This is a genomic window from Prauserella sediminis, from assembly GCF_014195435.1.
In the GTDB taxonomy this organism is placed as follows: domain Bacteria; phylum Actinomycetota; class Actinomycetes; order Mycobacteriales; family Pseudonocardiaceae; genus Prauserella; species Prauserella salsuginis.
Window position 1 is genome coordinate 302,957 of sequence record NZ_JACIBS010000002.1, and the last position, 24,560, is coordinate 327,516.

At 71.7% G+C, this 24,560-nt stretch carries 23 protein-coding genes; 6 read left to right on the top strand and 17 right to left on the bottom strand.

Going from position 1 to position 24,560, the window contains the following annotated elements; all coding sequences use genetic code 11:
• Positions 1-67: 67 nt before the first annotated feature.
• Positions 68-2,782 (bottom strand): FtsK/SpoIIIE family DNA translocase, encoded by a 2,715-nt coding sequence (locus tag FB384_RS19785; protein WP_183786228.1) that lies wholly within the window; start codon positions 2,780-2,782, stop codon positions 68-70.
• 236 nt (positions 2,783-3,018) lie between these two features.
• Between FB384_RS19785 and FB384_RS19790 the strand changes: the two genes are divergently transcribed.
• Entirely contained in the window at positions 3,019-3,762 is a 744-nt protein-coding gene (locus FB384_RS19790; protein WP_183786420.1) for a lysophospholipid acyltransferase family protein, read from the top strand.
• Here FB384_RS19790 and FB384_RS19795 read toward each other — a convergent pair.
• A complete protein-coding gene (locus tag FB384_RS19795; RefSeq protein ID WP_323985325.1) occupies positions 3,743-4,264 on the bottom strand; it encodes an Lrp/AsnC family transcriptional regulator in 522 nt (173 codons plus the stop codon). The genes FB384_RS19790 and FB384_RS19795 overlap by 20 nt on opposite strands.
• A gap of 108 nt (positions 4,265-4,372) precedes the next feature.
• On the opposite strand from FB384_RS19795, the gene FB384_RS19800 reads away from it, so the two are divergent.
• A complete protein-coding gene (locus FB384_RS19800) occupies positions 4,373-5,389 on the top strand; it encodes an EamA family transporter (protein ID WP_183786230.1) in 1,017 nt (338 codons plus the stop codon).
• A 50-nt stretch (positions 5,390-5,439) separates the two neighbouring features.
• Here the strand turns inward: FB384_RS19800 and FB384_RS19805 are convergent, their stop codons facing one another.
• The 5 genes from FB384_RS19805 to thyX form a co-directional block, all read right to left on the bottom strand.
• On the bottom strand, positions 5,440-7,137 hold the full coding sequence (locus tag FB384_RS19805; protein ID WP_183786232.1) for a ribonuclease J: 1,698 nt from the start codon (positions 7,135-7,137) through the stop codon (positions 5,440-5,442).
• The gene (dapA, locus tag FB384_RS19810; protein WP_183786234.1) at positions 7,134-8,159 is read right to left on the bottom strand and encodes a 4-hydroxy-tetrahydrodipicolinate synthase; all 1,026 of its coding nucleotides are present in this window, start codon (positions 8,157-8,159) and stop codon (positions 7,134-7,136) included. The genes FB384_RS19805 and dapA overlap by 4 nt, the downstream gene beginning before the upstream one ends.
• 173 nt (positions 8,160-8,332) lie before the next feature.
• Positions 8,333-9,874 carry a serine/threonine-protein kinase gene (locus FB384_RS19815; protein WP_183786236.1) on the bottom strand — a complete coding sequence of 514 codons (1,542 nt, stop codon included), beginning with the start codon at positions 9,872-9,874 and terminating at the stop codon, positions 8,333-8,335.
• A gap of 55 nt (positions 9,875-9,929) precedes the next feature.
• Positions 9,930-10,331: an ACT domain-containing protein gene (locus FB384_RS19820; RefSeq protein WP_183786238.1), complete on the bottom strand. Its 402-nt coding sequence runs from the start codon at positions 10,329-10,331 to the stop codon at positions 9,930-9,932.
• 9 nt (positions 10,332-10,340) lie between these two features.
• Complete coding sequence (thyX, locus tag FB384_RS19825) at positions 10,341-11,093, bottom strand: FAD-dependent thymidylate synthase (RefSeq protein ID WP_183786240.1); 753 nt, start codon at positions 11,091-11,093, stop codon at positions 10,341-10,343.
• Positions 11,094-11,404: 311 nt separating this feature from the next.
• Here thyX and FB384_RS19830 point away from each other — a divergent pair, with 311 nt between their 5' ends.
• Positions 11,405-12,091 (top strand): toxin-antitoxin system HicB family antitoxin, encoded by a 687-nt coding sequence (locus tag FB384_RS19830; protein ID WP_183786242.1) that lies wholly within the window; start codon positions 11,405-11,407, stop codon positions 12,089-12,091.
• 2 nt (positions 12,092-12,093) lie between these two features.
• Positions 12,094-12,993 (top strand): DUF4097 family beta strand repeat-containing protein, encoded by a 900-nt coding sequence (locus tag FB384_RS19835; protein WP_183786244.1) that lies wholly within the window; start codon positions 12,094-12,096, stop codon positions 12,991-12,993.
• Here the strand turns inward: FB384_RS19835 and FB384_RS19840 are convergent.
• Positions 12,977-14,206 carry a winged helix-turn-helix domain-containing protein gene (locus tag FB384_RS19840; RefSeq protein WP_183786246.1) on the bottom strand — a complete coding sequence of 410 codons (1,230 nt, stop codon included), beginning with the start codon at positions 14,204-14,206 and terminating at the stop codon, positions 12,977-12,979. The two genes, FB384_RS19835 and FB384_RS19840, sit on opposite strands and share 17 nt — an antisense overlap.
• A gap of 52 nt (positions 14,207-14,258) precedes the next feature.
• Between FB384_RS19840 and FB384_RS19845 the strand changes: the two genes are divergently transcribed.
• Together FB384_RS19845 and FB384_RS19850 are read left to right on the top strand one after the other, a co-directional pair.
• Positions 14,259-14,819, top strand: a complete 561-nt coding sequence (locus tag FB384_RS19845; RefSeq protein ID WP_183786248.1) for a GNAT family N-acetyltransferase — start codon at positions 14,259-14,261, stop codon at positions 14,817-14,819.
• Positions 14,820-15,117: 298 nt separating this feature from the next.
• On the top strand, positions 15,118-15,657 hold the full coding sequence (locus FB384_RS19850; RefSeq protein ID WP_183786250.1) for a hypothetical protein: 540 nt from the start codon (positions 15,118-15,120) through the stop codon (positions 15,655-15,657).
• 160 nt (positions 15,658-15,817) lie between these two features.
• On the opposite strand, the gene FB384_RS19855 is transcribed toward FB384_RS19850, so the two are convergent.
• From FB384_RS19855 to truB, 9 genes are all read right to left on the bottom strand, one after another.
• A complete protein-coding gene (locus tag FB384_RS19855) occupies positions 15,818-16,279 on the bottom strand; it encodes a hypothetical protein (RefSeq protein ID WP_183786252.1) in 462 nt (153 codons plus the stop codon).
• Positions 16,276-17,031 carry a 4-hydroxy-tetrahydrodipicolinate reductase gene (dapB, locus tag FB384_RS19860; protein WP_183786254.1) on the bottom strand — a complete coding sequence of 252 codons (756 nt, stop codon included), beginning with the start codon at positions 17,029-17,031 and terminating at the stop codon, positions 16,276-16,278. Before dapB ends, FB384_RS19855 begins: the two co-directional genes overlap by 4 nt.
• On the bottom strand, positions 17,028-18,389 hold the full coding sequence (locus FB384_RS19865; RefSeq protein WP_183786256.1) for a M16 family metallopeptidase: 1,362 nt from the start codon (positions 18,387-18,389) through the stop codon (positions 17,028-17,030). The genes dapB and FB384_RS19865 overlap by 4 nt, the downstream gene beginning before the upstream one ends.
• Before the next feature lie 103 nt (positions 18,390-18,492).
• A complete protein-coding gene (locus tag FB384_RS19870) occupies positions 18,493-20,742 on the bottom strand; it encodes a polyribonucleotide nucleotidyltransferase (protein ID WP_183786258.1) in 2,250 nt (749 codons plus the stop codon).
• A gap of 299 nt (positions 20,743-21,041) precedes the next feature.
• Positions 21,042-21,311, bottom strand: coding sequence for a 30S ribosomal protein S15 (gene rpsO / locus FB384_RS19875; RefSeq protein WP_183786260.1), 270 nt, complete (start codon positions 21,309-21,311; stop codon positions 21,042-21,044).
• A gap of 97 nt (positions 21,312-21,408) precedes the next feature.
• Positions 21,409-21,927 (bottom strand): RNA 2',3'-cyclic phosphodiesterase, encoded by a 519-nt coding sequence (thpR, locus tag FB384_RS19880; protein ID WP_183786262.1) that lies wholly within the window; start codon positions 21,925-21,927, stop codon positions 21,409-21,411.
• A gap of 31 nt (positions 21,928-21,958) precedes the next feature.
• The gene (locus FB384_RS19885) at positions 21,959-22,441 is read right to left on the bottom strand and encodes a helix-turn-helix transcriptional regulator (RefSeq protein ID WP_183786264.1); all 483 of its coding nucleotides are present in this window, start codon (positions 22,439-22,441) and stop codon (positions 21,959-21,961) included.
• 163 nt (positions 22,442-22,604) lie between these two features.
• A complete protein-coding gene (locus FB384_RS19890; RefSeq protein WP_183786266.1) occupies positions 22,605-23,564 on the bottom strand; it encodes a bifunctional riboflavin kinase/FAD synthetase in 960 nt (319 codons plus the stop codon).
• Between the two features lie 102 nt (positions 23,565-23,666).
• Positions 23,667-24,557: a tRNA pseudouridine(55) synthase TruB gene (gene truB / locus FB384_RS19895; protein ID WP_183786268.1), complete on the bottom strand. Its 891-nt coding sequence runs from the start codon at positions 24,555-24,557 to the stop codon at positions 23,667-23,669.
• Positions 24,558-24,560: the final 3 nt, after the last annotated feature.

The window sequence follows — 24,560 nt, forward strand, 5'->3', positions numbered from 1 at the left end:
CCGAAGGGCCCCGGGGGCGCTGAATACCCCGAAGGTGCCCTTGGGGGCATTCAGTGCCCCCGGGGCATCACTCCTCGGAGGACGGCTCGTCGTCGGTCTGCGGCGGGTCGTCACCGCGGATGAACGCGAGCGTCGCGGGCAGATCGTCGGGCTTGACGAGCACGTCCCTGGCCTTCGAACCCTCGGACGGTCCGACGACACCTCTGCTTTCGAGCAGGTCCATCAGCCGCCCGGCCTTGGCGAACCCGACGCGGAGCTTGCGCTGCAGCATCGAGGTCGACCCGAACTGTGAGGTGACGACGAGTTCGGTGGCCTGCAGCAGCACGTCGAGATCGTCGCCGATGTCCTCGTCGATCTGCTTCTTCTCGTCGGCCTTGGCCTGGGTGACGCCCTCGGTGTACTCGGGCTCGGCCTGCTGCTTGGTGAAGTCGACAACCGACTGGATCTCGTCGTCGCCGATGAACGAGCCCTGGATGCGGATCGTCTTGCCGGCGCCCATCGGCAGGTACAGACCGTCACCCATGCCGATCAGCTTCTCGGCGCCCGGCTGGTCGAGGATGACGCGCGAGTCGGTCAGCGACGACGTGGCGAACGCCAGCCGCGAGGGCACGTTCGTCTTGATCAGACCGGTGACGACGTCCACCGACGGCCGCTGGGTCGCGAGCACGAGGTGGATACCGGCGGCACGTGCCTTCTGCGTGATGCGCACGATCGCGTCCTCGACGTCCCGGGGCGCGGTCATCATCAGGTCGGCGAGCTCGTCGACGATGGCGAGGATGTACGGGTACGGCCGGTACTCGCGTTCGCTGCCGGGCGGTGCCGTGATCTCCCCGGAGCGCACCTTGGCGTTGAAGTCGTCGATGTGGCGCACCCGGTTGGCCTGCATGTCCTGGTAGCGCTGCTCCATCTCCTCCACCAGCCACGCCAGCGCGGCCGCCGCCTTCTTCGGCTGGGTGATGATGGGCGTGATCAGGTGCGGGATGCCCTCGTACGGCGTCAGCTCGACCATCTTCGGGTCGATGAGGATCATCCGGCACTCGTCGGGCGTCGACCGTGCCAGCAGCGAAACGAGCATCGAGTTGACGAAGCTCGACTTACCGGAACCGGTGGAACCGGCGACGAGCAGGTGCGGCATCTTCGTGAGGTTCGCGGTCACGAAGTCGCCTTCGATGTCCTTGCCGAGACCGATCACCATCGGGTGCGTGTCCTTGCCGGCCTTGGACGACCGGAGAACGTCACCGAGCCGGACCATCTCGCGGTCGGAGTTGGGCACCTCGATCCCGACGGCCGACTTGCCGGGGATCGGCGCGAGCAACCGGACGTTGTCGGTGGCCACGGCGTAGGCGATGTTCTTCGTCAGCGCCGTGATCTTCTCGACCTTCACGCCGGGGCCGAGTTCCACCTCGTAGCGCGTCACCGTCGGACCGCGGACGAAGCCGGTGACCTGCGCATCGATGTTGAACTGTTCCAGCACACCCGTGATCGACTCGATCATGGCGTCGTTGACCTTGCTGCGGGCCTTCGGCGGGTCGCCGAGGGTCAGCAGGTCCGGCGGCGGCAGGGTGTAGTCGCCGTCGACGGTGCGTGTGATCGCCAGCGCGGGCTCGGCCTGCGCGGCGTCGGACTTCGCCTCCGCCTTGGCCGCGGCCTTGCCACCGGTCTTCTCCGCGGCCTTGTCCGCGCTCTTGTCGACGGCCTTGTCGGCGCTCTTCGGCCGGGCCCCGGACGCCGCCGTCGCGCTCTGCTCGGCTGCCTCGGACGCAGCCGTGTCGGCGGCCTCGCCGTCGAGCATCTCGTCCAGTGTCGACGCCGCCCCCGACGCGGACTGCCGCCGTCGCGACGGCTTGCGCAACCGCACCGCCGACGGATCGCCCTCTGCCACCGGATCCGCGCCGCCGCGGCCCCGTGCCGTCTCGCCGTCGACTTCGAACGCGTCGCCGTCGTCGTCGGGCTCGGCACCCCATTCACTGAGCCGCCGCGGAATGTCGCGCACCGGGGTTCCCGTGAACACGAGGACCCCGAACACCAGCGCCAGCACGAGCAGCGGAGCGGCCACCCACACCGTGACGCCGCGGGCGAGCAGGTCGCCCGAGAACCAGCCGAGCCCGCCGCCGGCGTACATGAGTCCTTCGTGCCCCTGCGGGCGCGCGTTGATCAGGTGCAGCAGTCCCAGCACCGCCAGGCCCATCAGCAGCATGCCGATGACCCGGCGCGGACGCGTCTCCGGATTCGGCTCCGAGCGCATCAGTGCCACGGCGAGCACGAGCAGCACGAGCGGAATCGCCACCGAACCGGCGCCGAAGACCGTGCGCATGCCGATCGTGACGATCTCACCGACCGGTCCCGCGCTCTCCCACAGCACACCCACGGCCGTGATGAGCGCCAGGGCGATCAGGCCGAGCGCGAGCCCGTCCCGGCGGTGTTCCGGTTCCAGGTCGCGGGTCCGGCCGACCGTGCGGGCCAGGCCGCCGACGGCCTTCGCCGCGAGGTTCCAGCCTCCGCGGACGGCCGAGCCCGCGTTGCCGCCCGAGCGGCCCTTCGCCCCGGACCTGGCCGCGGCACCTTTTCCGCCCGCGGCGGGTTTCCTCGCCGGGGTGCGGGACGACGACGCGGCCCTGGTGCGCGACGACGAGGCACGCTTCGTCCCGCCGCCCGTCCCGCCGCCGGAGCCGCGGGCCCCGGAACCGGCGCCCGAGCGCCGGGATCCGCCGGACTTGGCGCCGGAGCTGCCTGATCCGCGCGCCGCGCCGCCTCGGCCTTTCGTCACCGACCCACTCGCCATGTCCCCACGGTAACCGGATCACCACCTGCGTCCCAGCCGCCACACGCGGCCCGCGCGTCACGAACGACGAGGTCACACCGTGACCCGGCACTGAAGGGCGATACGCCGCCGACCGGGCGGCTGCACTCATCCGTGCGCGTGACATCCTTCTGGACATGCTGAGCGGTACGACCGGCGGTAACACCCACGATCACTCTCCGTCACGCGGTGGCGGGACGCCGGCCATCTGGCGCGCGATGCTCGCGGCGGACCACAACCTCGTCCGCGTCGCGGGCCGGCTCCGGGTCACCGGCTCCGTACCCCGGCGGCTGCGCGGCAGGCCCCTGCTCATCGCCGCGAACCACATCGGCAATTTCGACCCGTTCGTGCTGATGGCCGCATGCCGGTCGATCGGGCTGGCACCGCGGTTCATGCTCGCGGGCGGCCTCCTGGACGCCCCGGTGCTCGGCACGGCGCTCAAGGCCAGCGGCCACCTGCGCGTCGACCGCGGATCCGCCTCGGCGGTGCAACAGTTCGCCGACGCCGTCGACGAACTCACCTCGACGCGCGTGCCGATCATCGTCTATCCCGAAGGGCGGATCAGCCACGACCGCGGTCTGTGGCCCGAACGCGGCAAGACCGGCCTGGCCCGCCTCGCGCTGGGCTCAGGCGTGCCGGTCGTGCCGATCAGCCAGTGGGGCGCACACGAGGCGGTCTACTGGGGCACCGAGACGGTCGGCGGGTTGGGCGATGTGGTTCCCCTGGCACGGTCGGGCTTCACCGCGCCGCTGCGCAGGCCGACGTTCCGGGTGCACTTCGGCGACCCCGTCGACCTCAGCGGGTTCGACGCGGGTACGCCGGGCCACGCCGTGAAGGCCCACGCCAAGATCATGCAGACGATCACCGACGGTCTCGTCCCGCTGCGCCGCGACGAACCCGACGTCCCACGGTTCCACGATCCGACAAGGCCGACGGACACGATCAGTCCGTGGCGCCCCTGACCTCACCGGCAGGGACCCGGCCGCGCGCCGGCTCGCGTGTCGGCACCGCCACCCCGGTGCGCACGGGGTCGAGCACGAACAGCGTGGTGTAGCGCTTGACGTTCGGATCCTGCTGGAACAGGCGTTTCGCCACCTCGTTCTCGTGGCGCATGCCCACGCAGGCGAGCACCACGACGTAGTCGTAGTCGCCGGAGACCTCGTAGGCCTGCTGCACCTCGGGGGCCTCGAGCAGCCGTGCACGGTAGCGGCGGCCCTCCTCGGGAGTGTCGTCCTCGATCGTCACGAGGCAGACGGACAGGATCACCTCGGGCACGTGCCGCGGGTCGAGCACCGCGACGTTGTGGCTCAGCAGCCCGGCCGAGCGGTAGCGCTGAACCCGCCGCAGCACCGCACTCGGCGACAGTCCCACCTCGTCGCCGAGGTCCCGCAGCGTGCGGGACGCGTCCCGCTGCAGCAGCGCGAGCAGGTCGTGGTCGACGTCGTCCAGCATCAGATCACTCACGCAATAATGTTGCGCTGCGCCGGGATAATTTTCAATCGGCCGCACCCTGATCCCGATTACCGTCAGCGTTATCCCCGATCCCTTCGACCTCGACGAGGACCTCTGCGCATGACCACGACCCGGCCCGCACAGCCGGCCGGCGGCGACGCCGCCCCCGCACCGCCAGCCACCTCACCGCCCACCCTGCGCCCGCACGCCGGCCGCGGGGTGCTGTTGCTGATCGTGGCCTCGCTCTGTTTCGGCAGTTCCGGTGTGATCGGCAAGCCCGCGATGACCGCGGGCCTCGGCCCGGAACAGGTCGCCGCCGCGCGGATCGGCATCGCGGCGCTCGTGATGCTCACGTGCGTCGCGCTGCTGCGCCCGTCGCTGCTGCGGGTCCGCCGCGGGCAGTGGCGGTTGCTGGTCGCCTACGGCCTGCTGGGCGTCGCGGGTGTGCAGCTGCTGTACTTCGTGGCCGCGTCCCGGATCCCGGTCGGGGTGGCGATCCTGCTGGAGTTCACCTCGCCCGTGCTCGTGGCGCTGTGGGTGCGGTTCGTCCGGCGGGTCCGGCTGCCGTGGCCGATGTGGCTCGGCATCGCGCTCGCACTGACCGGGCTGGCCATGGTGGCGCAGATCGGCGCCGGCCTCACCCTCGACGCGGTCGGACTGCTGGCCGGCGCGGGGGCGGCCCTGTGCTCGGCGGCGTACTTCCTGCTCGGCGAACGCGGTGTCGCCGATCAGCACCCGCTCGGCATGGTCACGTGGGGCATGACCGTCGGTGCCGTCGCGGTGTGCGCCGTCGCGCCGCCGTGGACGTGGCCCGCCGACGTCGTGACCGCACCGGCCGAGCTCGGACCGTGGCAGCCGCCGGTGTGGGTACTGCTGGTCGCCGTGGCCCTGCTGTCGACCGTGCTGGCCTACAGCGCGGGCACGGCGTCCCTGCGGCATCTTCCCGCGGCTGCGGCAAGCGTGCTCGCGCTCATGGAACCGCTGATCGCGACCGGGTTGGCCTGGCTACTCCTCGGCGAAGCGCTCACCTGGTCGCAGGTCCTCGGCGCCGGGATCCTGCTCGGCGGTGCCGCACTGGTGCAGCTGACGTCACCGCGGAAACAGCCCGTGGGCGAACCACTCCCCGCCGCCGACTGACCCGGACGGCCCCACCCGGACGGCCGGGTGGGGCCCGCTCACCACGCGGGTCAGACCGGAATGACCGTCGGGACGATCATCGGGCGGCGCCGGTAGGTCTCGGCGACCCAACGGCCCACCGCGCGGCGGATCGCCTGGGCGATGCGGTGGGTGTCGGTGATGCCCTCCGCCTCGGTGCGCGACAGTTCCATCTCGACCAGCGACGCCGCCTCGTCGAGCGCCTTCGGATCATCGGAGAAGCCCCGGCCGGACACGGTCGGTTCACTCATCGCACGGCCGGTCGCGGAGTCGACGACGACGGTGATCGCGATGAACCCGCCCTCCCCCAGGATCAGCCGGTCCGACAGCGTCGACTCGCCGACGTCGCCGACCGACAGCCCGTCGACGTACACCTCGCCGATCTCGACCCGCCCCGTGGCCTGCGCCTTGCCGTCGATCAGGTCGACGACCACACCGTTCTCGGCGAGCACGACGTTCTCCGGCGTCACCCCGGTGCGTACCGCGAGTTCCCCGTTGGCCCGCAGGTGCCGCCATTCACCGTGCACCGGCATGACGTTGCTCGGTCGGACCGCGTTGTACAGGAACAGCAGCTCGCCGGCCGAGGCGTGCCCGGAGACGTGCACCTTGGCGTTGCTCTGGTGCACCACGTCGGCGCCCAGCCGCACGAGCCCGTTGATGACGCCGAACACGGCGTTCTCGTTGCCGGGGATCAGCGAGCTGGCCAGCACGACCGTGTCCCCGGCGCGGATGGAGATCTGCCGGTGCTCGCCGCGCGCCATGCGCGAGAGCGCCGACAGCGGTTCCCCCTGCGAACCGGTGGAGACGAACAGGACGTGCGACTCCGGCAGGTTCACCGCCTCGTCGAGATCGATCAGCAGGCCCTCGGGCACGTTCAGCAGGCCGAGCTCGGCGGCGATGTTCATGTTCCGCACCATCGACCGGCCCACCAGGGCCACCCGCCTGCCGTGCCTGACCGCCGCGTCCAGCACCTGTTGCACCCGGTGCACATGGCTGGCGAAGCACGCGACGATGACCCGCTGCCGCACCTTCCCGATCACGTCGTCGAGCACGGGCCCGATCTCCCGCTCCGGCGTGACGAAACCGGGCACCTCGGCGTTGGTGGAGTCCACGCACAACAGGTCCACGCCCTCGTCGCCGAGCCGGGAGAACCCGGCCAGGTCGGTGAGCCTGCCGTCGAGCGGCAGCTGGTCGAGCTTGATGTCGCCGGTGTGCAGCACGACACCGGCGGGCGTGCGGATCGCCACGGCCAGCGCGTCCGGAATGGAGTGGTTGACCGCGAAGAACTCGAGGTCGAACGCACCCACGTTCCGCCGCTCACCCTCGGCGACCTCGACCAGCACCGGCTTCTGTTTGTGCTCGCGGCACTTCGCCGCGAGCAGCGCCAGGGTGAAGTTCGAACCGTACACCGGCAGATCGGGCCGCAGCCGGAGCAGGAACGGCACCGCCCCGATGTGATCCTCGTGCCCGTGCGTGAGCACGAGGCCGTCGACCTCGTCGAGCCTGTCCTCGATGGCGCGGAAGTCCGGCAGGATCAGGTCGACGCCCGGGTGCGGGTCCTCGGGGAACAGCACCCCGCAGTCGACGATCAGCAGCCTGCCGCCGTACTCGAAGACGGTCATGTTCCGGCCGACTTCGCTGATGCCGCCCAGGGCGACCGTGCGCAGCGCGCCGTCCGGCAGTGCGGGTGGTGCGGAGGTCGGTCCGGGGCCGACCGCGAGTTCACTCACTGATGCAGTGTCCCAACGCTGGTGTGGGTGGTGGGCGTGACGTAGGCCGCGGCCTCGTCCGCACGGCGCGCACGAGAACCGGCCCAGTCCTCCGCTCGGTATGCGTCGAGCGGCACGCCGGCCTGGGTCAGGTCCGCGGCGATCGCCTCCACCTGGTCGTCGGTGGCGGGGACGATCGGCAGCCGAGGGCCACCGACGTCGAAGCCACGCAGGCGCAGGGCGGTCTTCGAGAACACGACACCGCCGACGCGGGAGAACGCACGATACACCGCGAGCATGCCGCGATGGTTGGTGCGTGCGGTGGACGTGTCGCCGTCCTCGTAGGCCTCGATCATCGCGCGGATGCGGCCCGCGACCACGTGGCCGATCACGCTGACCACACCGGCCGCGCCGACCGACAGCCACGGCAGGTTCAGCGCGTCGTCGCCCGAGTAGTAGGCCAGGTGCGTGTTGGCGATGACCTCGCTGCCTGCCAGCAGGTCGCCCTTGGCGTCCTTGACGGCGACGACGCGGGGATGCTCGGCGAGCCTGCGCAACGTGTCGACCTCGATGGGCACGATCGACCGGGGCGGGATGTCGTAGAGCATCACCGGCAGTTCCGTCGCGTCGGCGACCGCGGTGAAGTGCGCCTGCACGCCGGCCTGCGTCGGCCGCGAGTAGTACGGCGTGACGACGAGCAGGCCGTGGGCACCGGCCTTCTCTGCCTGCTGGGCGAGTTCGACACTGTGCCGCGTGTCGTAGGTGCCGGCTCCGGCGACGACGGCGGCGCGGTCACCGACCGCCTCGACGACGGCACGCAATAGGCGCGCCTTCTCGTCGTCGGTCGTCGTGGGGCTCTCGCCGGTCGTCCCGTTGACCACGAGGCCGTCGTTGCCCAGGTCCACCAGGTGTTCGGCGATCTCCTGCGCCCGCGTCACGTCCAGTTCGCCCTGGTCGTCGAACGGGGTGATCATGGCGGTCAGCACGCGGCCGAAGGGACGTCCCGGCGCGGCGGTGGGCGCGGTAGGCAAAGCGGTCGACATGCCGCTGACGGTACCTCCCGCAGGGCCGGGTCGGCGCGTCGACCATGCCCCGCGGGCGGGACTCCACGCGCGTCCCGCCGCGCGCCGGAGGATCACCGCCGACGCCGCGTCACCACCGGAAGTTCTTGCGCTCTCGCTGCGGAACCTCGGTCGGCACCCGGGCCGAGCCGGGGTCAGGCGACGCCCCGCGTGACCGTCCCTTCGAGCCTTCCGCTGTCGGCGGGAACCAGGAAACACAGCACGCTGCGGACCGGCGAGTCGAAGTCGTCGGCGGGCTCCTGGTTCCACTCGTCCTCGGTCGGCACCAGTGCCAGGAACCGCAGGCCCGGCCGCTCGTCATCCTGGACCCGGTTGGTGTGGAACGTCGCGGTGCACTTGGCCTCGGCGAACGCGCGCAGCCGGTCCTCACCCGGGTACGTCGCCGCCGCGGCGTCGGAATCGCTCGACTCCGGTACCGCGGGGGCGATCTCGAACAGCTGCGCGTCGTGGGCCTCGTCCTCGCAGTCGACCCAGTTGCTCGACGCGAGCGCCCGGCCGCTCGCGAGCGGCGTGTTGACGCAGTAGTTCGAACTGCCGTCGATGTCGTAGTTGGCGATGTCGCCACCGCGGCCGTAGGTCAGGGTCTCGGCCATCGCGTCGTCAACCGCCGGGCCCCAGAACGGCTTGCCCGCGAAGAATCCGCCGACCAGCAGTGCCACCGCCGCCACGGCGCCGCCGACGATCAGCAGCTTGCGCCGCGTCGGGTTCGCGGACGCGGGGCCCGGGCCCGGCGTCGCGGCGAGCGTCGGCGGACCGCCGTAGTGCATGGCCGTGGCCTGGGCGTCGCCGCCGGGAGGGGTGGGCGGTCCCGGTTGCGCCACGCCGGGCTGCGCGGCGGCGGTCAGCAGGCCCCGCGCCTGGCCCGCCGGGATCCGCGCTTCGGGCGCCGCGGTCAGCATGCCCATGATCGCCTGCGCCAACGGGCCGTGCGCCCGGGCCAGCGGCGGCATCTCGTGCATGATCGCGTGCAGGGTCGCCGCCGTGGTCGAGCGCTGGAACGGCAACATGCCCTCGGCGGCGAAGTACAGCGTCGCGCCCAGCGACCACAGGTCGGACGCGGCCAGGGCCTCCTGGCCCGCGACGCGTTCCGGAGCCATGAACGCCGGTGAGCCGACGAGCATGCCGCTGGTGGTGATCCGGGGATCGTCGACGGCCTGGGCGATGCCGAAGTCGGTCAGTTTCACCCTGCCGTTCGGCGCAACCATGATGTTGCCGGGTTTGACGTCCCGGTGAACGATCCCGGCCCGGTGCGCGGCCTCGAGGGCCGACAGCACCTGCTCACCGATGCGGGCCACTTCGTGCGCCGGCAGCGGGCCGCGCCGGTCGACGAGGTCCGACAGGGTCGGCGCCTCGACCAGTTCCATGACGATGAACGTCGCGTCGCCGTCGGCGACCACGTCGAACACGGTCACCACGGCCGGGTCGTTGAGCCGTCCGCCGGTACGCACCTCACGCAGGATGCGCTCGGAGAACACGCCCGCGTCCTCGGCACCGTCCGGCAGGCGCAGTTCCTTCACGGCCACGTGCCTGCCGATCACGGTGTCCTCACCGCGCCAGACAACGCCCATGCCGCCGCGGCCCAGCTCCTCCAGCAGGGCGTAACGCCCGGCCACCGTGCGCAACGCCGCGTGGGCCCGGGTACTCGAATCGGTCTGCTGCTCGGGGTTCTCGGTCACACGCCCTCACTTCGTCCTCACGGTGCGTGCCGCATCCTAGCGGCGCATCACCCGGTCAGACGTCGGCGCGGTGCACCTCGTGCCCTCCGGATCGCAACGCATCGACCGCGCGGTCGAGATCACCGGCCGCGACGAGGAAATGGTCGGTGTCGAAGGTCGAGAGCGCGAACAGTGCGACCCCGGCCGCGGCCAGTTCGCTCGACAGGGCCGCCACGATTCCGGTGAGGCTGAACGCGAGCGGGCCGCGCACCGTCAGCAGCCGCCACCCCGGTTCGGCCCGGTCGGTGGCGGGCACGCGCTCCGACGGCCCGACCACGGACAGCTCCTCGGCCGTGCGGACGACCGACACGAGCTCCCCGCCCGGCGGGTCGAGCAACGCGGCGGGCACGGGTGCACCCGCGTCGAACCGGGCGACCGTGTATTCCCCTGGCTGAACGTCGATGGCGAGCCGGCGCACGTTTCCCCCTCAGCCTTCCGCGACGCGCGGACTGGTGGCGACCTCGGTGCCGTCGGGCAACTCGGAGATCGTGAAGTCGGCGAACACGTTCGGCGCGGCCTTCTGCAGCTCCCGCAGACAGGCCACGGCCAGTTCGCGGATCTCGACGTCGGCGTGCTCGGTGGCGCGCATGCCGACGAAGTGCCGCCATGCGCGGTAGTTGCCGGTGACGACGACGCGCGTCTCGGTGGCGTTCGGCAGCACCGCGCGGGCGGCCTGGCGGGCCTGCTTGCGGCGCAGCGTGGCGTTCGGCGCGTCGGCGAACTTCTCCTCGAGCCCCGCCAGCAGGTCGGTGTAGGCATCCACGCTGGCCTGGGCGGCGGCGAGGAACTTCTCGTGCAGCTCGGGGTCCTCGGCGATGACCTCCGGCTCGACGAACGCGGCGTCCTTCTCCGGCACGTACCGCTGCGACAGCTGCGAGTACGAGAAGTGCCGGTGCCGGATCAGTTCGTGGGTCAGCGACCGCGAGATGCCGGTGATGTAGAAGGTGACCGACCCGTGTTCGAGGACCGACAGGTGGCCGACCTCGATGATGTGGTCGAGGTAACCGGCGTTCGTGGCGGTCTTCGGGTTCGGCTTCTGCCACGACTGGTAGCAGGCCCGTCCGGCGAACTCCGCGAGCGCCTGCCCGCCGTCGGCGTCGGTGCTCCACGCCACGTCCTCCGGTGGCAGGAACTCCGTCTTCGCGATCACGCGCACCTGCGGTGACACCGTTTCGGCCACGTCCGACTCCCTCTGCCGACGACTCCTCAGGCAGCGTACTGCCCGGCTCCGACCTTTCCGTCCGGCCGGGCCGGAAGCGCCCGCGCGGGTGAGCAAGCGCCCGCGCGGGGTGAATCACCGCCCCGCAGCAACTCACCGCACCCGCAGTACTCACCGCACCGCCGCACTCACTGCCCCGCAGCACTCACCGCACCGCAGCACTCACCGCACCGCAGCACCACGTCCCCGACGACGCCGGTGACACCACCGGAACCACTGTCCGACACCACGATCCGGTTGCGTGATGTCACGAATGACGTCAGAGTGGTGTCATGGATCTCACGCCGTATCTGGATCGCCTCCGCGAGGACCTCGCCACGAGCGCCTCGGCGGGCGATCAGGACATGAAGCGCACCGCGGCGGTGCTCTCGGCCGCCCTCGAACCCGCCGCGCGGCTCACCCTCATGAACGCCCTCGCCGACATGGCGGCCGAGGTCACCGCTCACCTGCACGATCAGGTCGTGGACGTCCGGCTCGACGGACGCGACGTCCGGGTCGTCGTGACCGGACCGGAGCGACCGGGCTCGGGCATCGGGGGCACCACGGACGGCGCCGGCCCCGCGGCCGGCAACGGAACCGGCGGCGATGACGTCACTGGTGACACCGACGGCGGGCCCGACACCGGCGGCACCGGCCCGTCGGGCGCTCCGGGCGGCTTCGGCGACGCCGCCGGCGCCGGTGGTGACATCAGCCGCATCACGCTGCGCATCGTCGAGCAGATCAAGGCCCAGGCAGAACAGGCCGCCGCGGCCCAGGGACAGTCGCTGAACGCGTTCGTCGCCCAGGCGGTGCAGCAGGCGGTCCGCGGCGGACTGCACGGCCACGGAGGCCGGCGAGGCCCGCGCGGCGCCGGCGAGCCCCATGGCCGGGGCCCGACTGGCGAGCGCGGCGACTGCGGCCCGGGCGGCCGCTCCGAGCACCCGACCCGATCACACCTGCACGGCTGGGTGGAAGGTTGACCATGAACGAACAGCAGTCCGAGCCGATGCGCACCGAAGCGTTCGAGGCTTCCGATCCGGTGGACATCGACGTCGACATCCCGTTCGGACGGGTGGCCGTGCACCTCGGTGGTGAACCGGGCTCGGTGGAGATCCGGCACGACCCGGCCGCGCATCTGCCGTGGACCGAGAGCGTCGCCGGCATCCTCAGCTGGGTGGGCGACCGGTTCGGCACCGAAGACCTGGTCGGCTCGCCGGAGGAGGCGATCGCGCAGTGCTGCATCGAGCGCGAGGCGCGAGCTCTCGTCGTGCGCGGGCCGCAGGCGCTGCCCCTGCACGGCGTGCCGCTCGCGGTGACGGTGCACGCGCCCGAGGGCTCGGCCGTCCGGGTCCGCGCCGCGGCCGGTCCCGTCACGGTGACCGGGACGGCACACCGGCTCGAGCTGACCACCGGCTCCGGCGAGGTGCGTGTGGGCGACGCCGACGGGCCGGCGACGATCCGCGCGGGCGGCGGTGACGTCACGACCGGCACGCTCCGCGGCGGGCTGCAACTGCGCGCGAGCCGGGGCGACGTGGCGGTCGCCGCCCTGCCCGCGACCGGGAGCGTGACGACGGCCGGTGGCGCGGTCCGCCTCGGCGAGGTCACCGGCGACGTCCTGGTCCGCACGAGCAGCGGTGACGTGACCGTGGCCGACGCGGGTGCCGGCACGGTCGAGGCGACCACCGGGTCCGGCACCATCCGCATCGGCGTCCGCTCCGGAGTGGCCGCCGAGATCGACCTGTCCTCCGGATCGGGACGGGTGCGCAGTGAGCTGGACGTGGCCGACATGGCACCGGACCGGGAGGTTCCCCTCGCCGTGCGCGCTCGCACGGGCGCGGGCGACGTCGTCGTCACCGGGGCTCTCGTCACCTCCGCGGGCTGACCTCGCGGCGCAGCACGGGTACCAGGTCACCGCGTTCGCCGACCTCGATGTCCTCGAGCGCGAGCCAGTCGGCCGTCTCGCGCAGCCGCGCGGCGAGCTCCGCGGCGACGCGGCCGTGGTCGACGCCCGGTTCGGCGAACGCACCGGGCACGCGCAGCACCGACGCGGCGCGATCGGCTTTCAGGTCCACGCGCCCGACCAGCCGGCCGTCGCACAGGAACGGGAAAACGTAGTAGCCGTACTCGCGACGCTGTGCCGGTACGTAGATCTCGATGCGGTAGCGGAACCCGAACAGCCGCTCGGTGCGGTCGCGCTCCCAGATGAGCGGATCGAACGGGCACAACAGTGCGCTGCCGGTCACCGTCCGCGGCGTCGTGGCCGCGGTATGGCGGTACGCCTGCTGCCGCCAGCCGTCGACCCGGACCGGTTCGAGTGTGCCGGCTTCGACCAGGCCGGCCACGGCCGCGCGCGTCTCTGGCGGGCCGAGCCGGTAGTAGTCGCGCAGGTCCGTCTCGGTCGCGACACCGAGGGCTTCGGCGGAGGAGGCGACGAGTTCGCGCGCCGCCTCCTCGGGGCCGACGCGCCGCTGCCGGATGTCGGCGGGCACGACCCGTTCGGTGAGGTCGTAGCAACGCTCGAAACCGCGGCGCGTGCCCGTGGTCAGCTCGCCCGTGCCGAACAGCCACTCGCAGATCTTCTTCACCTCCGAGCGCTCCCACCACGAGCCGGGTGTGCGGCGCTCCCCGCCGGTCAGTTCCTTCTCGACCGTTCCCGCCCCCACCGGGCCGAGCTCCTTGACGACGGCGAGCACGTCGTCGACCAGGCCCGGGGACTGCTCGGCGAGCCGCGCATACCCCCGCCACCAGCCCGGCCGTTTCGCCCCGGACATCAGCAGCGGCCAATCGGCCACGGGGATCAGGCTCGCCTCGTGGGCCCAGGCCTCGACGAGCAACCTCGGTTTACGAGCGGTGTCGCGCCACGCGGCGTCGTCGACGAGCGCAGGGTCGTATGGGCCGAGCCGGGACAGCAGCGGGGCGTAGTGGGCACGCATCGCCACGTTCACCGAGTCGAGTTGCAGGAGTTTCGTGCGCGACAGGACGCGGCGCAGGTGCCGGCGGGTCGGGGCCGCCGCAGGGCGCGGATCGGTGAACCCCTGTGCGGCGAGGGCGGTGCGGCGCGCGACGGGCAGGCTCATGGTCCTCACCCGTGGCATGCTGCCAGCCGCCCCCGACGATCCCGTCGTCACCGGCCAGTAGGGTGCCGGTATGACGGACGCCACGGTTCGCGTCGCGGGCCCCGACGACGCCGCCGACATCGCCGCCATCCAGGTGCGCACGTGGCGCACGGCGTACGCGGACGCGCTCGGCCAGGCCACCGTCGACGCGCTCGACGAGGCCACGCTCGCCGACGAATGGGCACGCGCCGTCGAGCACCCGGCCTCCACGGTCTACGTGGCCCGCGAAGGGACCACGACCGTGGGTTTCTGCGCCGCCGGCCCCGCCCCTGCCGACGACACCGCGGCCGCCGACGGCTCCCCGCCCGCCGACGCCGCCGAGGTGGCTCTGATCGCGACGGTGCTCGTCGAACCGCGCTGGGGCCGGCGCGGGCACGGTGGCCGCCTGTTCGGTACGGCCGCCACCGACCTGCGGGCGATGGGCCACAGCCGTGGGGTGACCTGGGTCTCGCAATCCGATTCGGCGGCGCTGTCGTTCTTCCGCGGCATAGGCTGGAACCCGGACGGCACCGTGCGCACCCTCGACACGGGGGAACGGACGGTGCGGGAGCTCCGCCTCACCGGCGGACTCGACGTCCGATTGGACCACTGACACGCCGGGCCGTCACGCCCGCAACAGCCAACCCGGCGGCGCGGTTCCGGCCGTGCCCGAACCGAGAAACCGGCGGCGAATGGGTGCGACCGATCACATCGCGGCGGCGATGTCTGTCATAGTCGATTCCGTCCCTGTAACCGCACCGAACCGGTGATCCCTTCACCGCACCGACACTCCACCGCTGCGATGCTGCGCCCACCGCGGTAACGCCGGTGGTGGCACCGCGGACCCGGCCGTCCGCGTCGCTACCGCCCAGCGGATCCGACCACCGACCCCGACCGCCTGCGGAGACACTGTGCTGACCTGGTTGTGCGTCGCCTTCGGTGTCGCCGTCGGGTCGGCACTGCTGCCGGTGGTCAGCGTCGAGCTCTTCCTCATCACGGTGATGACCGGCGAGAGCGAGACGATCCCCTGGCTGCTCATGGGCGCCGTCGTCGCGGCGGGGCAGGTCGTCGGCAAGCTGCCGTACTACCTCGCGGCGCGGGGCTCGATCCACCTGCCGCGGTTCCTGCACGAGCGGTTGCACCGCCACCGGCAGGAACGGCCGCCCACCCCGCGCCGGGAACGCTGGCGCCGTCGCACGAAACGGATGCGCGGCTGGCTGGAGGCCCTGCGCGAGCGCTGCCACCGGCACCCGCATTGGATGGCGAGCACCTACGGCGTCAGCTCCGTGGTCGGCCTGCCGCCGTACATGGCCACCGTCGTGCTGGCCGGTTTCGTCAACATGCGCCCGTCGCTGTTCGTGGGGGCGGGCCTGGCGGGCCGGTTCGTCCGGTTCAGCCTGCTCGCCGCGTCCCCCGCCGTCGCCGCGGGCTGGCTCGGCATCCCGCTCTGACACCGGACGACGAGCACCCGGCTACCGGTCGAGCATCCTGGCCATCGATCGAACGGCGTGGCAGCGGACGACGAGCACGGCGGATCGGTCGCAGACCGCGTCGCAGCCGTGTTCACGCATCCGGCGGCAGGAGTCCGCGACCCCGCCGCCGGATCCGCGTTCAGCGGTCGGCGGCTCCCGATTCGAGGGCTTCGAGCTCGACGGCCTTGTGCATCGTGGCGCGGGCGCGTTTGCGGTCGCCCGCGATGTCGTAGGCGTAGGCCAGCCGATACCAGCGGCGCCAGTCGTCGGGCTCCTGTTCGAGCTCGGCGCGGCGCTCGTCGAACCACGCATCGGCGGCGTCCCGGTCCACCCGCCCCGACGGACGGCGCGGCAGGTCCGAGACGTCCGGCAGTCCGCCTTCGGCCTCGAGCCTGCGCGCCAGCCGCTGGATCCGGTTCCCGGAGCGCCACGTCGTCCACAGCATCCACGCGCCCAACAGGGGCAGCACGAACACGCCCGCGCCGAGAACCATGGGAACCGGCTCACCGGTCCTGAGCAGCGCCACCGCACGGCCGGCCAGCAGGACCAGGTACAGCGCCACCGCGGCCGTGAGCACGATGGCGACGTTGCGGGCCTTCACAGGTCGAGCACCTTCTCCAGCCCGACCGTCAGCCCGGGCCGCTTCGGCATCTCGCGGATCCCGAGCAGCACACCCGGCATGAACGAGCTCCGGTCCATCGAGTCGTGCCGGATCGTCAGCGTCTCCCCCGCGGCGCCGAACATGATCTCCTCGTGCGCCACGAGTCCCGGCAGGCGCACCGAGTGCACCCGGACGTCGCCCAGGTCCGCACCGCGCGCTCCATCCATTTCGGACACCGTCGCGTCGCTGCCCGGTTCGATCCCGGCCTCCGCCCTGGCCTGCGAGATCATCCGCGCGGTGTGGGCGGCCGTGCCCGACGGGGCGTCGGCCTTGCGGTTGTGGTGCAGTTCGATGACCTCGGCCGAGTCGTAGAACCGCGCTGCCTGCTGCGCGAACCGCATCGCCAGCACGGCCCCGAGCGCGAAGTTCGGCGCGATGAGCACGCCCAGCTCCGACCGCTCGGCGAGCCACGAACGCAGTTGGCCCAGGCGCTCGTCGGTGAACCCGGTCGTGCCCACCACGGCGTGCATGCCGTGGGACAGCACGAATTCGAGGTTGCCCATCACGGCGTCGGGCCGGGTGAAGTCGACGACGACATCGGCCTTCGCCTCGACCAGCGCAGCCCGGTCACCGGCCGAGCCGACGGTCGCGACCAGGTCCATGTCCGGAGCGCCCTCGACCGCACGCACGGTCTCCGCGCCCATCCGGCCCGTGTGGCCGAGAACGCCGACGCGAATCGGACTGCTGGTCATGCGATCACCTCGTGCAACTCGTCGGGAAGGTCCTCGTCGTGAGCGTACGGCCCGACGACCACGCCGCTGGTGACACCTCCCGGCCTGCCCAGCAGCGTCCGCGCGAGCGCCGCGACGTCGTCGGCCGTGACGGCGTCGATCCGGGCGACGTTGTCCTCGACGCTCAGATACCGGCCGTGGTTCAGTTCGTTCTTGCCGAGCCTGGTCATCCGTGCGGCCGTGTCCTCCATGCCCAGCACCAGAGCGCCGCGCAGCTGACCTTTCGCCCGCGCGACCTCGGCCTCGCTCAACCCGTCGGCGGCAACGTCGGCGAGCACCCCGGCCGCGACCTCGGTGACCTCGCCGAGCCGGTCGGGCTGGCATCCGGCGTACACCGACAGGTGGCCGGTGTCTGCGTAGGTCGCCACCGAGGAGTAGACCTGGTACGCGAGGCCGCGGCGCTCACGGACCTCCTGGAACAGGCGCGAGCTCATCCCGCCGCCCAGAGCGGCGTTGAGCACTCCGAGGGCGTATCGCCGCTCGTCGTGCCTGCCGAGGGCAGGCATGCCGAGCATGACGTGCGCCTGCTCGGTGTCGTCGGTGCGCAGCTGCAGACTCCGTGTCCGGCGGGGCCGTGCGCGACCCGCACGCGGGGCCACGGGCGCAGGGTCGCCGTCGAGCCTGTCGCCGAGAGCCTTGCGCACCAGCCGCAGCACTGCGCCGTGTGTGACGTTGCCCGCGACCGCCAGCACCATCCGGTGCGGCACGTACTGCCTGCGGTAGAAGCCGCGCAGCGCTCGCGCCGACATGTCCTGAATGGACTCCTGGTTGCCGAGAACCGGCCTGCCGAGCGCGTGCCCACCCATGACGGTCTCCACGAACGTCTCGTGGAGCAGATCCTCCGGGTCGTCGTCGCGCATGGCGATCTCTTCGAGGACCACGCTGCGCTCGGTGTCGACGTCGGCGTCCGTGCACCGGGCCTCGAACACCACGTCGGTCACCAGGTCCATCGCCACCGGCAGGTCCTCGTCGATGACCTGCGCGTAGTAGCAGGTGTGTTCCTTGGCGGTGAACGCGTTCAGCTCCCCGCCGACGGCGTCGATCTCCTCGGCGATGGCCGTCGCGTCGCGCCGGCCGGTGCCTTTGAACAGCAGATGTTCGAGGTAGTGCGCCGCACCGGCGACCGCGGGCCGCTCGTCACGGGAACCGACACCGACCCACAGGCCGACCGTCGCCGACCGCACGCCCGGAACCTGCTCGGTGATCACGCGCAACCCACCGGGCAGGACGGTGCGCTTAACCCGCCCGCCTCCGGAGACCGACTCCAGGGTGCGGGTGCTGCCGACGGGCTGTTCGTGCCCGGGATTCTGCCGTGCCATCAACCTGCTTTTCGCCCCATGTCACACGGCGACCCGCCGCGGCAGGGTATGCCGTCGGCGGGTCGCCGTCGTGTGTGTTCGTCCTCGTCCGTGCCGGCGCCGGTCAGGCGTCGGTCGACTCGGCCTCCTCCGACGCGGCGCCGTCGTTGTCGCTCTCGCCGTCCTCGTCGACCACGACCAGGCTGATCTTGCCGCGCTGGTCGATGTCGGCGATCTCGACGCGCAGCTTGTCGCCGACGTTGACGACGTCCTCGACCTTGCCGATGCGCTTGCCGTTGCCCAGCTTCGAGATGTGGACGAGGCCGTCCTTACCGGGCAGCAGCGAGACGAACGCGCCGAAGGCGGCCGTCTTCACGACCGTGCCGAGGAAGCGCTCGCCCACCTTCGGCAGCTGCGGGTTGGCGATGGCGTTGATCTTGTCGATCGCGGCCTCGGCGGACGGACCGTCCGCCGCACCGACGTAGATGGTGCCGTCGTCCTCGATGGAGATGTCGGCGCCGGTCTCCTCGGTGATCGTGTTGATCATCTTGCCCTTCGGCCCGATGACCTCACCGATCTTGTCGACCGGCACCTTCACCGTGGTCACGCGCGGGGCGTACGGGCTCATGTCGTCCGGCTCGTCGATCGCCTCGGACATCACGTCCATGATCGTCAGCCGGGCGTCACGGGCCTGGTTCAGCGCGGCGGCCAGCACGTCCGACGGGATGCCGTCGAGCTTGGTGTCCAGCTGCAGGGCCGTGATGACGTCCTTGGTACCCGCGACCTTGAAGTCCATGTCGCCGAACGCGTCCTCGGCGCCCAGGATGTCGGTCAGGGCAACATAGCGCGTCTCCCCGTCGACCTCGTCGGAGACCAGGCCCATCGCGATACCGGCCACCGGCGCCTTCAGCGGCACACCGGCGTTGTACAGGCTCATCGTGGACGCGCAGACCGAGCCCATCGACGTCGACCCGTTCGAGCCCAGCGCCTCCGAGACCTGGCGGATGGCGTACGGGAACTCGTCGCGCTTCGGCAGCACCGGCACCAGCGCACGCTCGGCGAGCATGCCGTGGCCGATCTCGCGCCGCTTCGGCGTGCCGACGCGGCCCGTCTCCCCGGTGGAGAACGGCGGGAAGTTGTAGTGGTGCAGGTAGCGCTTGGACGTCTCCGGCGAGAGCGTGTCCAGCGTCTGCTCCATCCGGAGCATGTTCAGCGTGGTGACGCCCAGGATCTGGGTCTCACCGCGCTCGAACAGCGCCGAACCGTGGGCCCGCGGGATGGCGGCGACCTCGGCGGCCAACTGCCGGATGTCGGTCAGGCCACGACCGTCGATGCGCACCTGGTCCCGCAGGATGCGCTGGCGCACGAGGTGCTTGGTCAGCGACTTGAACGCCGCGCCGACCTCCTTCTCGCGGCCTTCGAAGGCCTCGCCCTCGCCGATGCCGACCTTCTCGAGCACCGCCGCCTTGACCTCGTCGGTGGCGTCGTCGCGGTCCTGCTTGCCGCCGATGGCCAGCGCCTTGGTGAGCTCGTCGGTCGCGATCGCGGCGACGGCGTCGTAGGCGTCCTGCTGGTAGGCGGGGAACAGCGGGTACTCGCCCGTCGGCTTCGCCGACACCTCGGCCAACCGCTGCTGCGCCTCGCACAGCGCGCGGATGAACGGCTTCGCGGCGTCCAGGCCCTGCGCGACCGTCGTCTCGGTCGGCGCGGTCGAGCCCTCGGCCACCAGGTCGAGGGTGTTCTCGGTGCCCTCGGCCTCGACCATCATGATCGCGACGTCACCGGCGCCGTCACCGACGACGCGGCCCGCGACGACCATGTTGAACGTCGCCTTCTCGAGCTGCGACCAGGTCGGGAACGCGACCCACTGGTCCTCGATCAGCGCGACGCGCACGCCGCCGATCGGACCGGAGAACGGCAGGCCGCCGATCTGCGTGGAGGCCGATGCGGCGTTGATCGCCAGCACGTCGTACGGGTCCTCGGGGCTGAGGCTCTGCACCGTGATGACGACCTGGATCTCGTTGCGCAGGCCGTCGGCGAACGACGGGCGCAGCGGCCGGTCGATCAGCCGGCAGGTCAGCACCGCGTCGGTCGACGGGCGACCCTCGCGGCGGAAGAACGCGCCGGGGATACGGCCGGCGGCGTACATGCGCTCCTCGACGTCCACCGTCAGCGGGAAGAAGTCGAAGTGCTCCTTGGGCTGCTTCGAGGCCGTGGTGGCCGACAGCAGCATGGTCTCGTCGTCCAGGTACGCCACGACGGAACCGGCGGCCTGCTTGGCCAGCCTGCCCGTTTCGAAGCGCACCGTGCGCGTGCCGAACCGGCCGTTGTCCAGTACGGCTTCGGTTTCGTGCACGGTGTCTGTGTCTGTCATGAAAGTGATTACTCCTCGTACTGCCGCACGCGACACGCACTTCCCCGCCCTTCGGGGCCCGTCCGGGTACGAGGCCGGCCATCGATCGAAGCTCACGGGAGGAACTCCCGGGAGCCACTACCGAGGACCGGCTGCGGCGTCCCCGCACGCGGCGCGTATCGCCTGCGAAACTCTCTGTAAGTGTGTCTCGGGCCGCGCCCGCCGGTGCTGTGCCGACTCGCGCGCCCGAGGGGAGCCTATTGCGGCTCCGATGGAGCGAAGGGGAGCGACCCGCCGGGCCACTCCCCTTCGTCACGAAGTCATCGGCGGAGGCCGAGTCGCTGGATCAGCGAACGGTACCGCGCGATGTCGACCCTCATCACGTAGTTGAGCAGCCGACGGCGACGGCCGACCAGCAGCAGCAGACCACGACGCGAGTGGTGGTCGTGCTTGTGGGTCTTGAGGTGCTCGGTGAGCCCGGTGATCCGCTTGGTCAGCAGGGCAACCTGAGCCTCGGGCGAACCGGTGTCCGACTCGTGCAAGCCGTACTCGGACAGGATCGCCTTCTTCTCGTCGGTGGACAGCGCCACGCGTCACTCCTTGTGTTCAGTGCCGTGTTCGTCATGTCGGTACCGGCCGCCACGGACTGCAGCCGGACTCGACTATCCAGCCTATCAGCGGTTGCGGTCACCGCAGCGCACGGCCGAGGCCGAAGCGGGACACCGGCGTATACACCGGCCCCGCGGGCCCGCGGTCGCTACGCAGCAGCAGGACCTCCGCCGGTTCCCAGGCCGGGCCGCGATGGCCGGCCAGGTCACTGGCCAGCTCCTCCAGTCCCGCACGCGGACCGCCGCGTGCCACCGTCACGTGTGCGCGGAACCGGCGGCGCTCACCAGTGGGGCGCACGGCGTCGGCGAGCGGGGCGAGCTGCCCGGATTCGACGATCACCCCTGCCCACAGCACCCCGGGGAACACGCCCGCGCCCGCCAGGCGCAGCACGGGCGCCTGCAGACCGTCGAGCCGCCGTGCCAGCCAGGCGGTGCGCGCCTCCGGCTCGTCCTCACCGTAGAAACCCAGCGTGATGTGCCAGCCCTCCGGAGCGGTCCAGCGCAGCCCCTCGGCATCGGTGGCCGCGCACTCCGCCAGCCGGGCACGCAGCGCGTCGGCCGCCGCCTCGGGCACCGGCAGGGCACTGAACAGCCGCACGCCCACGTCTACCTTCCCGGGCGGCCCGCCGTCATCGCGGGTCCTTGCCCGCCCTCCGCAGCAGGTCGGCGATCGAGGGGAAGTCGGCATCGAGCCGTTCGGCGGCGCCGATCAGGTTCTCCCCCTCGGCGACCTCGCGCAGCGCATTGAGCACCTGCTGGTCGTCCGGCCCCGCAGCCAGCGGCATGCTGTCCCTGCTGACCGTCGGCCGCGATTCCTTGACGTCTTCGAGCGCCGCCTGGATGGCCTCCTTGCTGCCGCCGGCGACCTCCGGCAACAGCACTTTGCGCTCCAACATGATGAGCCGCGCCAGCACGACCGGATTCCCGATCTTGGCGCGCCTGCCGCTCATCACCTGGCTCAGCATCGGTGCGCTGATCCCCAGTACCTCGGCCAGATAGGCCTGCGACACGTCGAAGGCCACGACGAGCCTGCGCACGCGGTCGCCGAGTGGTTCCCCGTACCACTCGCGCTGCAACGAGACGTTGCGCTGGACGATTTTGTGGTCCTCCACGTCAGCCCCTGCTCCCCTCGCATGTCCGGTCCCCGGACGGCCCGGCGACCCCTCCCGGCATCTTGCCAGGCCGCAGCCGGCGGTCGGGACGGAACGGACCAGCTGTTCACTATTGCACCCGCGCGGCCGGCCCACCACCGCCGACGGGTCCCCGGGACCGGCGTCAGGCCACGCCGAGCAGCCGCCTGGTCCGCACCACGTCGTCGGCGATCTGGTCGACCAGCCCGTCCACGCCGTCGAACGCGATCTGGCCACGGATCCGCCCGACGAAGTCCAGCGATACCTGCTGGCCGTAGAAGTCCTCGTCGACGTCGAGCACGAAGGCCTCGACGGTGCGTTCCCGGCCGGAGAAAGTCGGGTTCGTGCCGACGGACACGGCGGCGGGCAGCTGCCCGCCGTCCGCGCGGACGAACCAACAGGCGTACACGCCGTCGGCCGGGATCGCCGCGAACCGCGGCGGCGACAGGTTCGCCGTCGGGTAGCCGAGATCGTGTCCCCGGCCGTCGCCCCGCACGACGATGCCGTCGAGCCGGTGCGGCCTGCCGAGCGCGTCCGCGGCCGCCACCACGTCACCGGCGTCGATGCACGAGCGCACATAGGTCGACGAGAACGTGATCTGCTCGGCCTCGCGGGGTCCACCCGGCAACGCGGTCCCCTGCAACGTGGCGCCCTGCGCGGTGAACCCGAACCGTTTCCCCAGTCGCTCCAACGTTTCGACGTTGCCCGCGGCCTTGCGCCCGAACGTGAAGTTCTCCCCCACGATCACCGCCGCCGCGTGCAGCTTGTCGACGAGGATCTCGTGCACGAACTCGTCGGGTTCGAGCCGGGACAGCTCCGGCGTGAACGGCAGCACACAGAACACGTCGACGCCGCGCTGCTCGACCAGGTCGGCCTTGCGGCGCAGGGTCGTGAGCTGGGCGGGGTGCGAACCCGGCCGCACCACTTCGGACGGATGCGGGTCGAAGGTCAGGACCACCGACGGCACCCCGAGCTCGGCGGCCGTGGCCACCGTCCGATCGATGAGTACCTGATGCCCCCGGTGAACCCCGTCGAACACCCCGACGGTGACGACGCAACGCCCCCAGCCACCGGGCAGATCTGTCAAACCGCGCCAACGCTGCACAGTGCAGCAGCCTAACGACCGTGCGCGCAGCCGGGGTCAGCCGGGCTGGACCGGGTGCCCTGCGGCCGGGCCGGGCCGGTCCGCTGCGGCAGCGGTGTGCCGTCAGGCCGGGAGCAGGACGACCACGGGCTTGGCCGCGCCGCGCTGGTCCTCCGCGAGTGCGAGCACCTCGCCGTCGGGGCCGAACACGCCGTACACGCCCGCGATGCCGGCCGCGGGCAACCGCTGGCCGTGCCGCACCGCCCGCGTCTCGGCGGCGTCGACGTCCCGGCGCGGGAACGCCGCGGCCACGGCCTCGGCCAGGGTCAGCGACAGCCCCGGCTCGGCCTCCACGGCCTCGAGCGTGCGCGCCGCGGCCAGCGTGAACGGACCGACGGTGGTGCGGCGCAACTGCATCAGATGCCCGCCCACGCCCAGTGCGGCGCCCAGGTCACGGGCGAGCGCGCGCACGTAGGTGCCCGACGAGCAGTCCACCATCACGTCCAGCGCGATCCGGTCACCCTCCCTGCGGGTGGCGAGCAGATCGAAGCGGTGCACCGTCACCGGCCGCGGCGGCAGGTCGACGTCCTCGCCGTCGCGCACCCGCGCGTAGGCCCGTTTGCCGTCGACCTTCACGGCGCTGACGGCGCTGGGCACCTGCTGCAGCTCGCCGGTCAGGCCGACGATTCCCGCGGCGATCGCCCCGTCGGTGACCGCGCTCGCATCGGTCTCGGTGAGGATCTCCCCTTCGGCGTCGTCGGTCGTCGTGGCGGCGCCGAGCGTGATCGTGGCGAGATAGGTCTTGCGGTCGAGCGCGAGGTGGCCGAGCAGTTTCGTCGCGCGTTCGACCCCGAGCACGAGCACACCCGTGGCCATCGGGTCGAGCGTGCCTGCGTGGCCGATCTTGCGGGTGCCGAGGAAACGGCGTGCCTTGGCGACGACGTCGTGCGACGTCATGCCGGCGGGCTTGTCGACGATCAGCAGGCCGGGAGGTGGCGCGGGCGGTCTGGACACGGC

Coding starts and splice junctions, on each gene's coding strand:
- FB384_RS19785 (WP_183786228.1), bottom strand. CDS start 2,782: ATGGCGAGTGGGTCGGTGACGAAAGGCCGAGGCGGCGCGGCGCGCGGA.
- FB384_RS19790 (WP_183786420.1), top strand. CDS start 3,019: ATGCTCGCGGCGGACCACAACCTCGTCCGCGTCGCGGGCCGGCTCCGG.
- FB384_RS19800 (WP_183786230.1), top strand. CDS start 4,373: ATGACCACGACCCGGCCCGCACAGCCGGCCGGCGGCGACGCCGCCCCC.
- dapA (WP_183786234.1), bottom strand. CDS start 8,159: ATGTCGACCGCTTTGCCTACCGCGCCCACCGCCGCGCCGGGACGTCCC.
- FB384_RS19830 (WP_183786242.1), top strand. CDS start 11,405: ATGGATCTCACGCCGTATCTGGATCGCCTCCGCGAGGACCTCGCCACG.
- FB384_RS19835 (WP_183786244.1), top strand. CDS start 12,094: ATGAACGAACAGCAGTCCGAGCCGATGCGCACCGAAGCGTTCGAGGCT.
- FB384_RS19840 (WP_183786246.1), bottom strand. CDS start 14,206: ATGCCACGGGTGAGGACCATGAGCCTGCCCGTCGCGCGCCGCACCGCC.
- FB384_RS19845 (WP_183786248.1), top strand. CDS start 14,259: ATGACGGACGCCACGGTTCGCGTCGCGGGCCCCGACGACGCCGCCGAC.
- dapB (WP_183786254.1), bottom strand. CDS start 17,031: ATGACCAGCAGTCCGATTCGCGTCGGCGTTCTCGGCCACACGGGCCGG.
- FB384_RS19865 (WP_183786256.1), bottom strand. CDS start 18,389: ATGGCACGGCAGAATCCCGGGCACGAACAGCCCGTCGGCAGCACCCGC.
- FB384_RS19870 (WP_183786258.1), bottom strand. CDS start 20,742: ATGACAGACACAGACACCGTGCACGAAACCGAAGCCGTACTGGACAAC.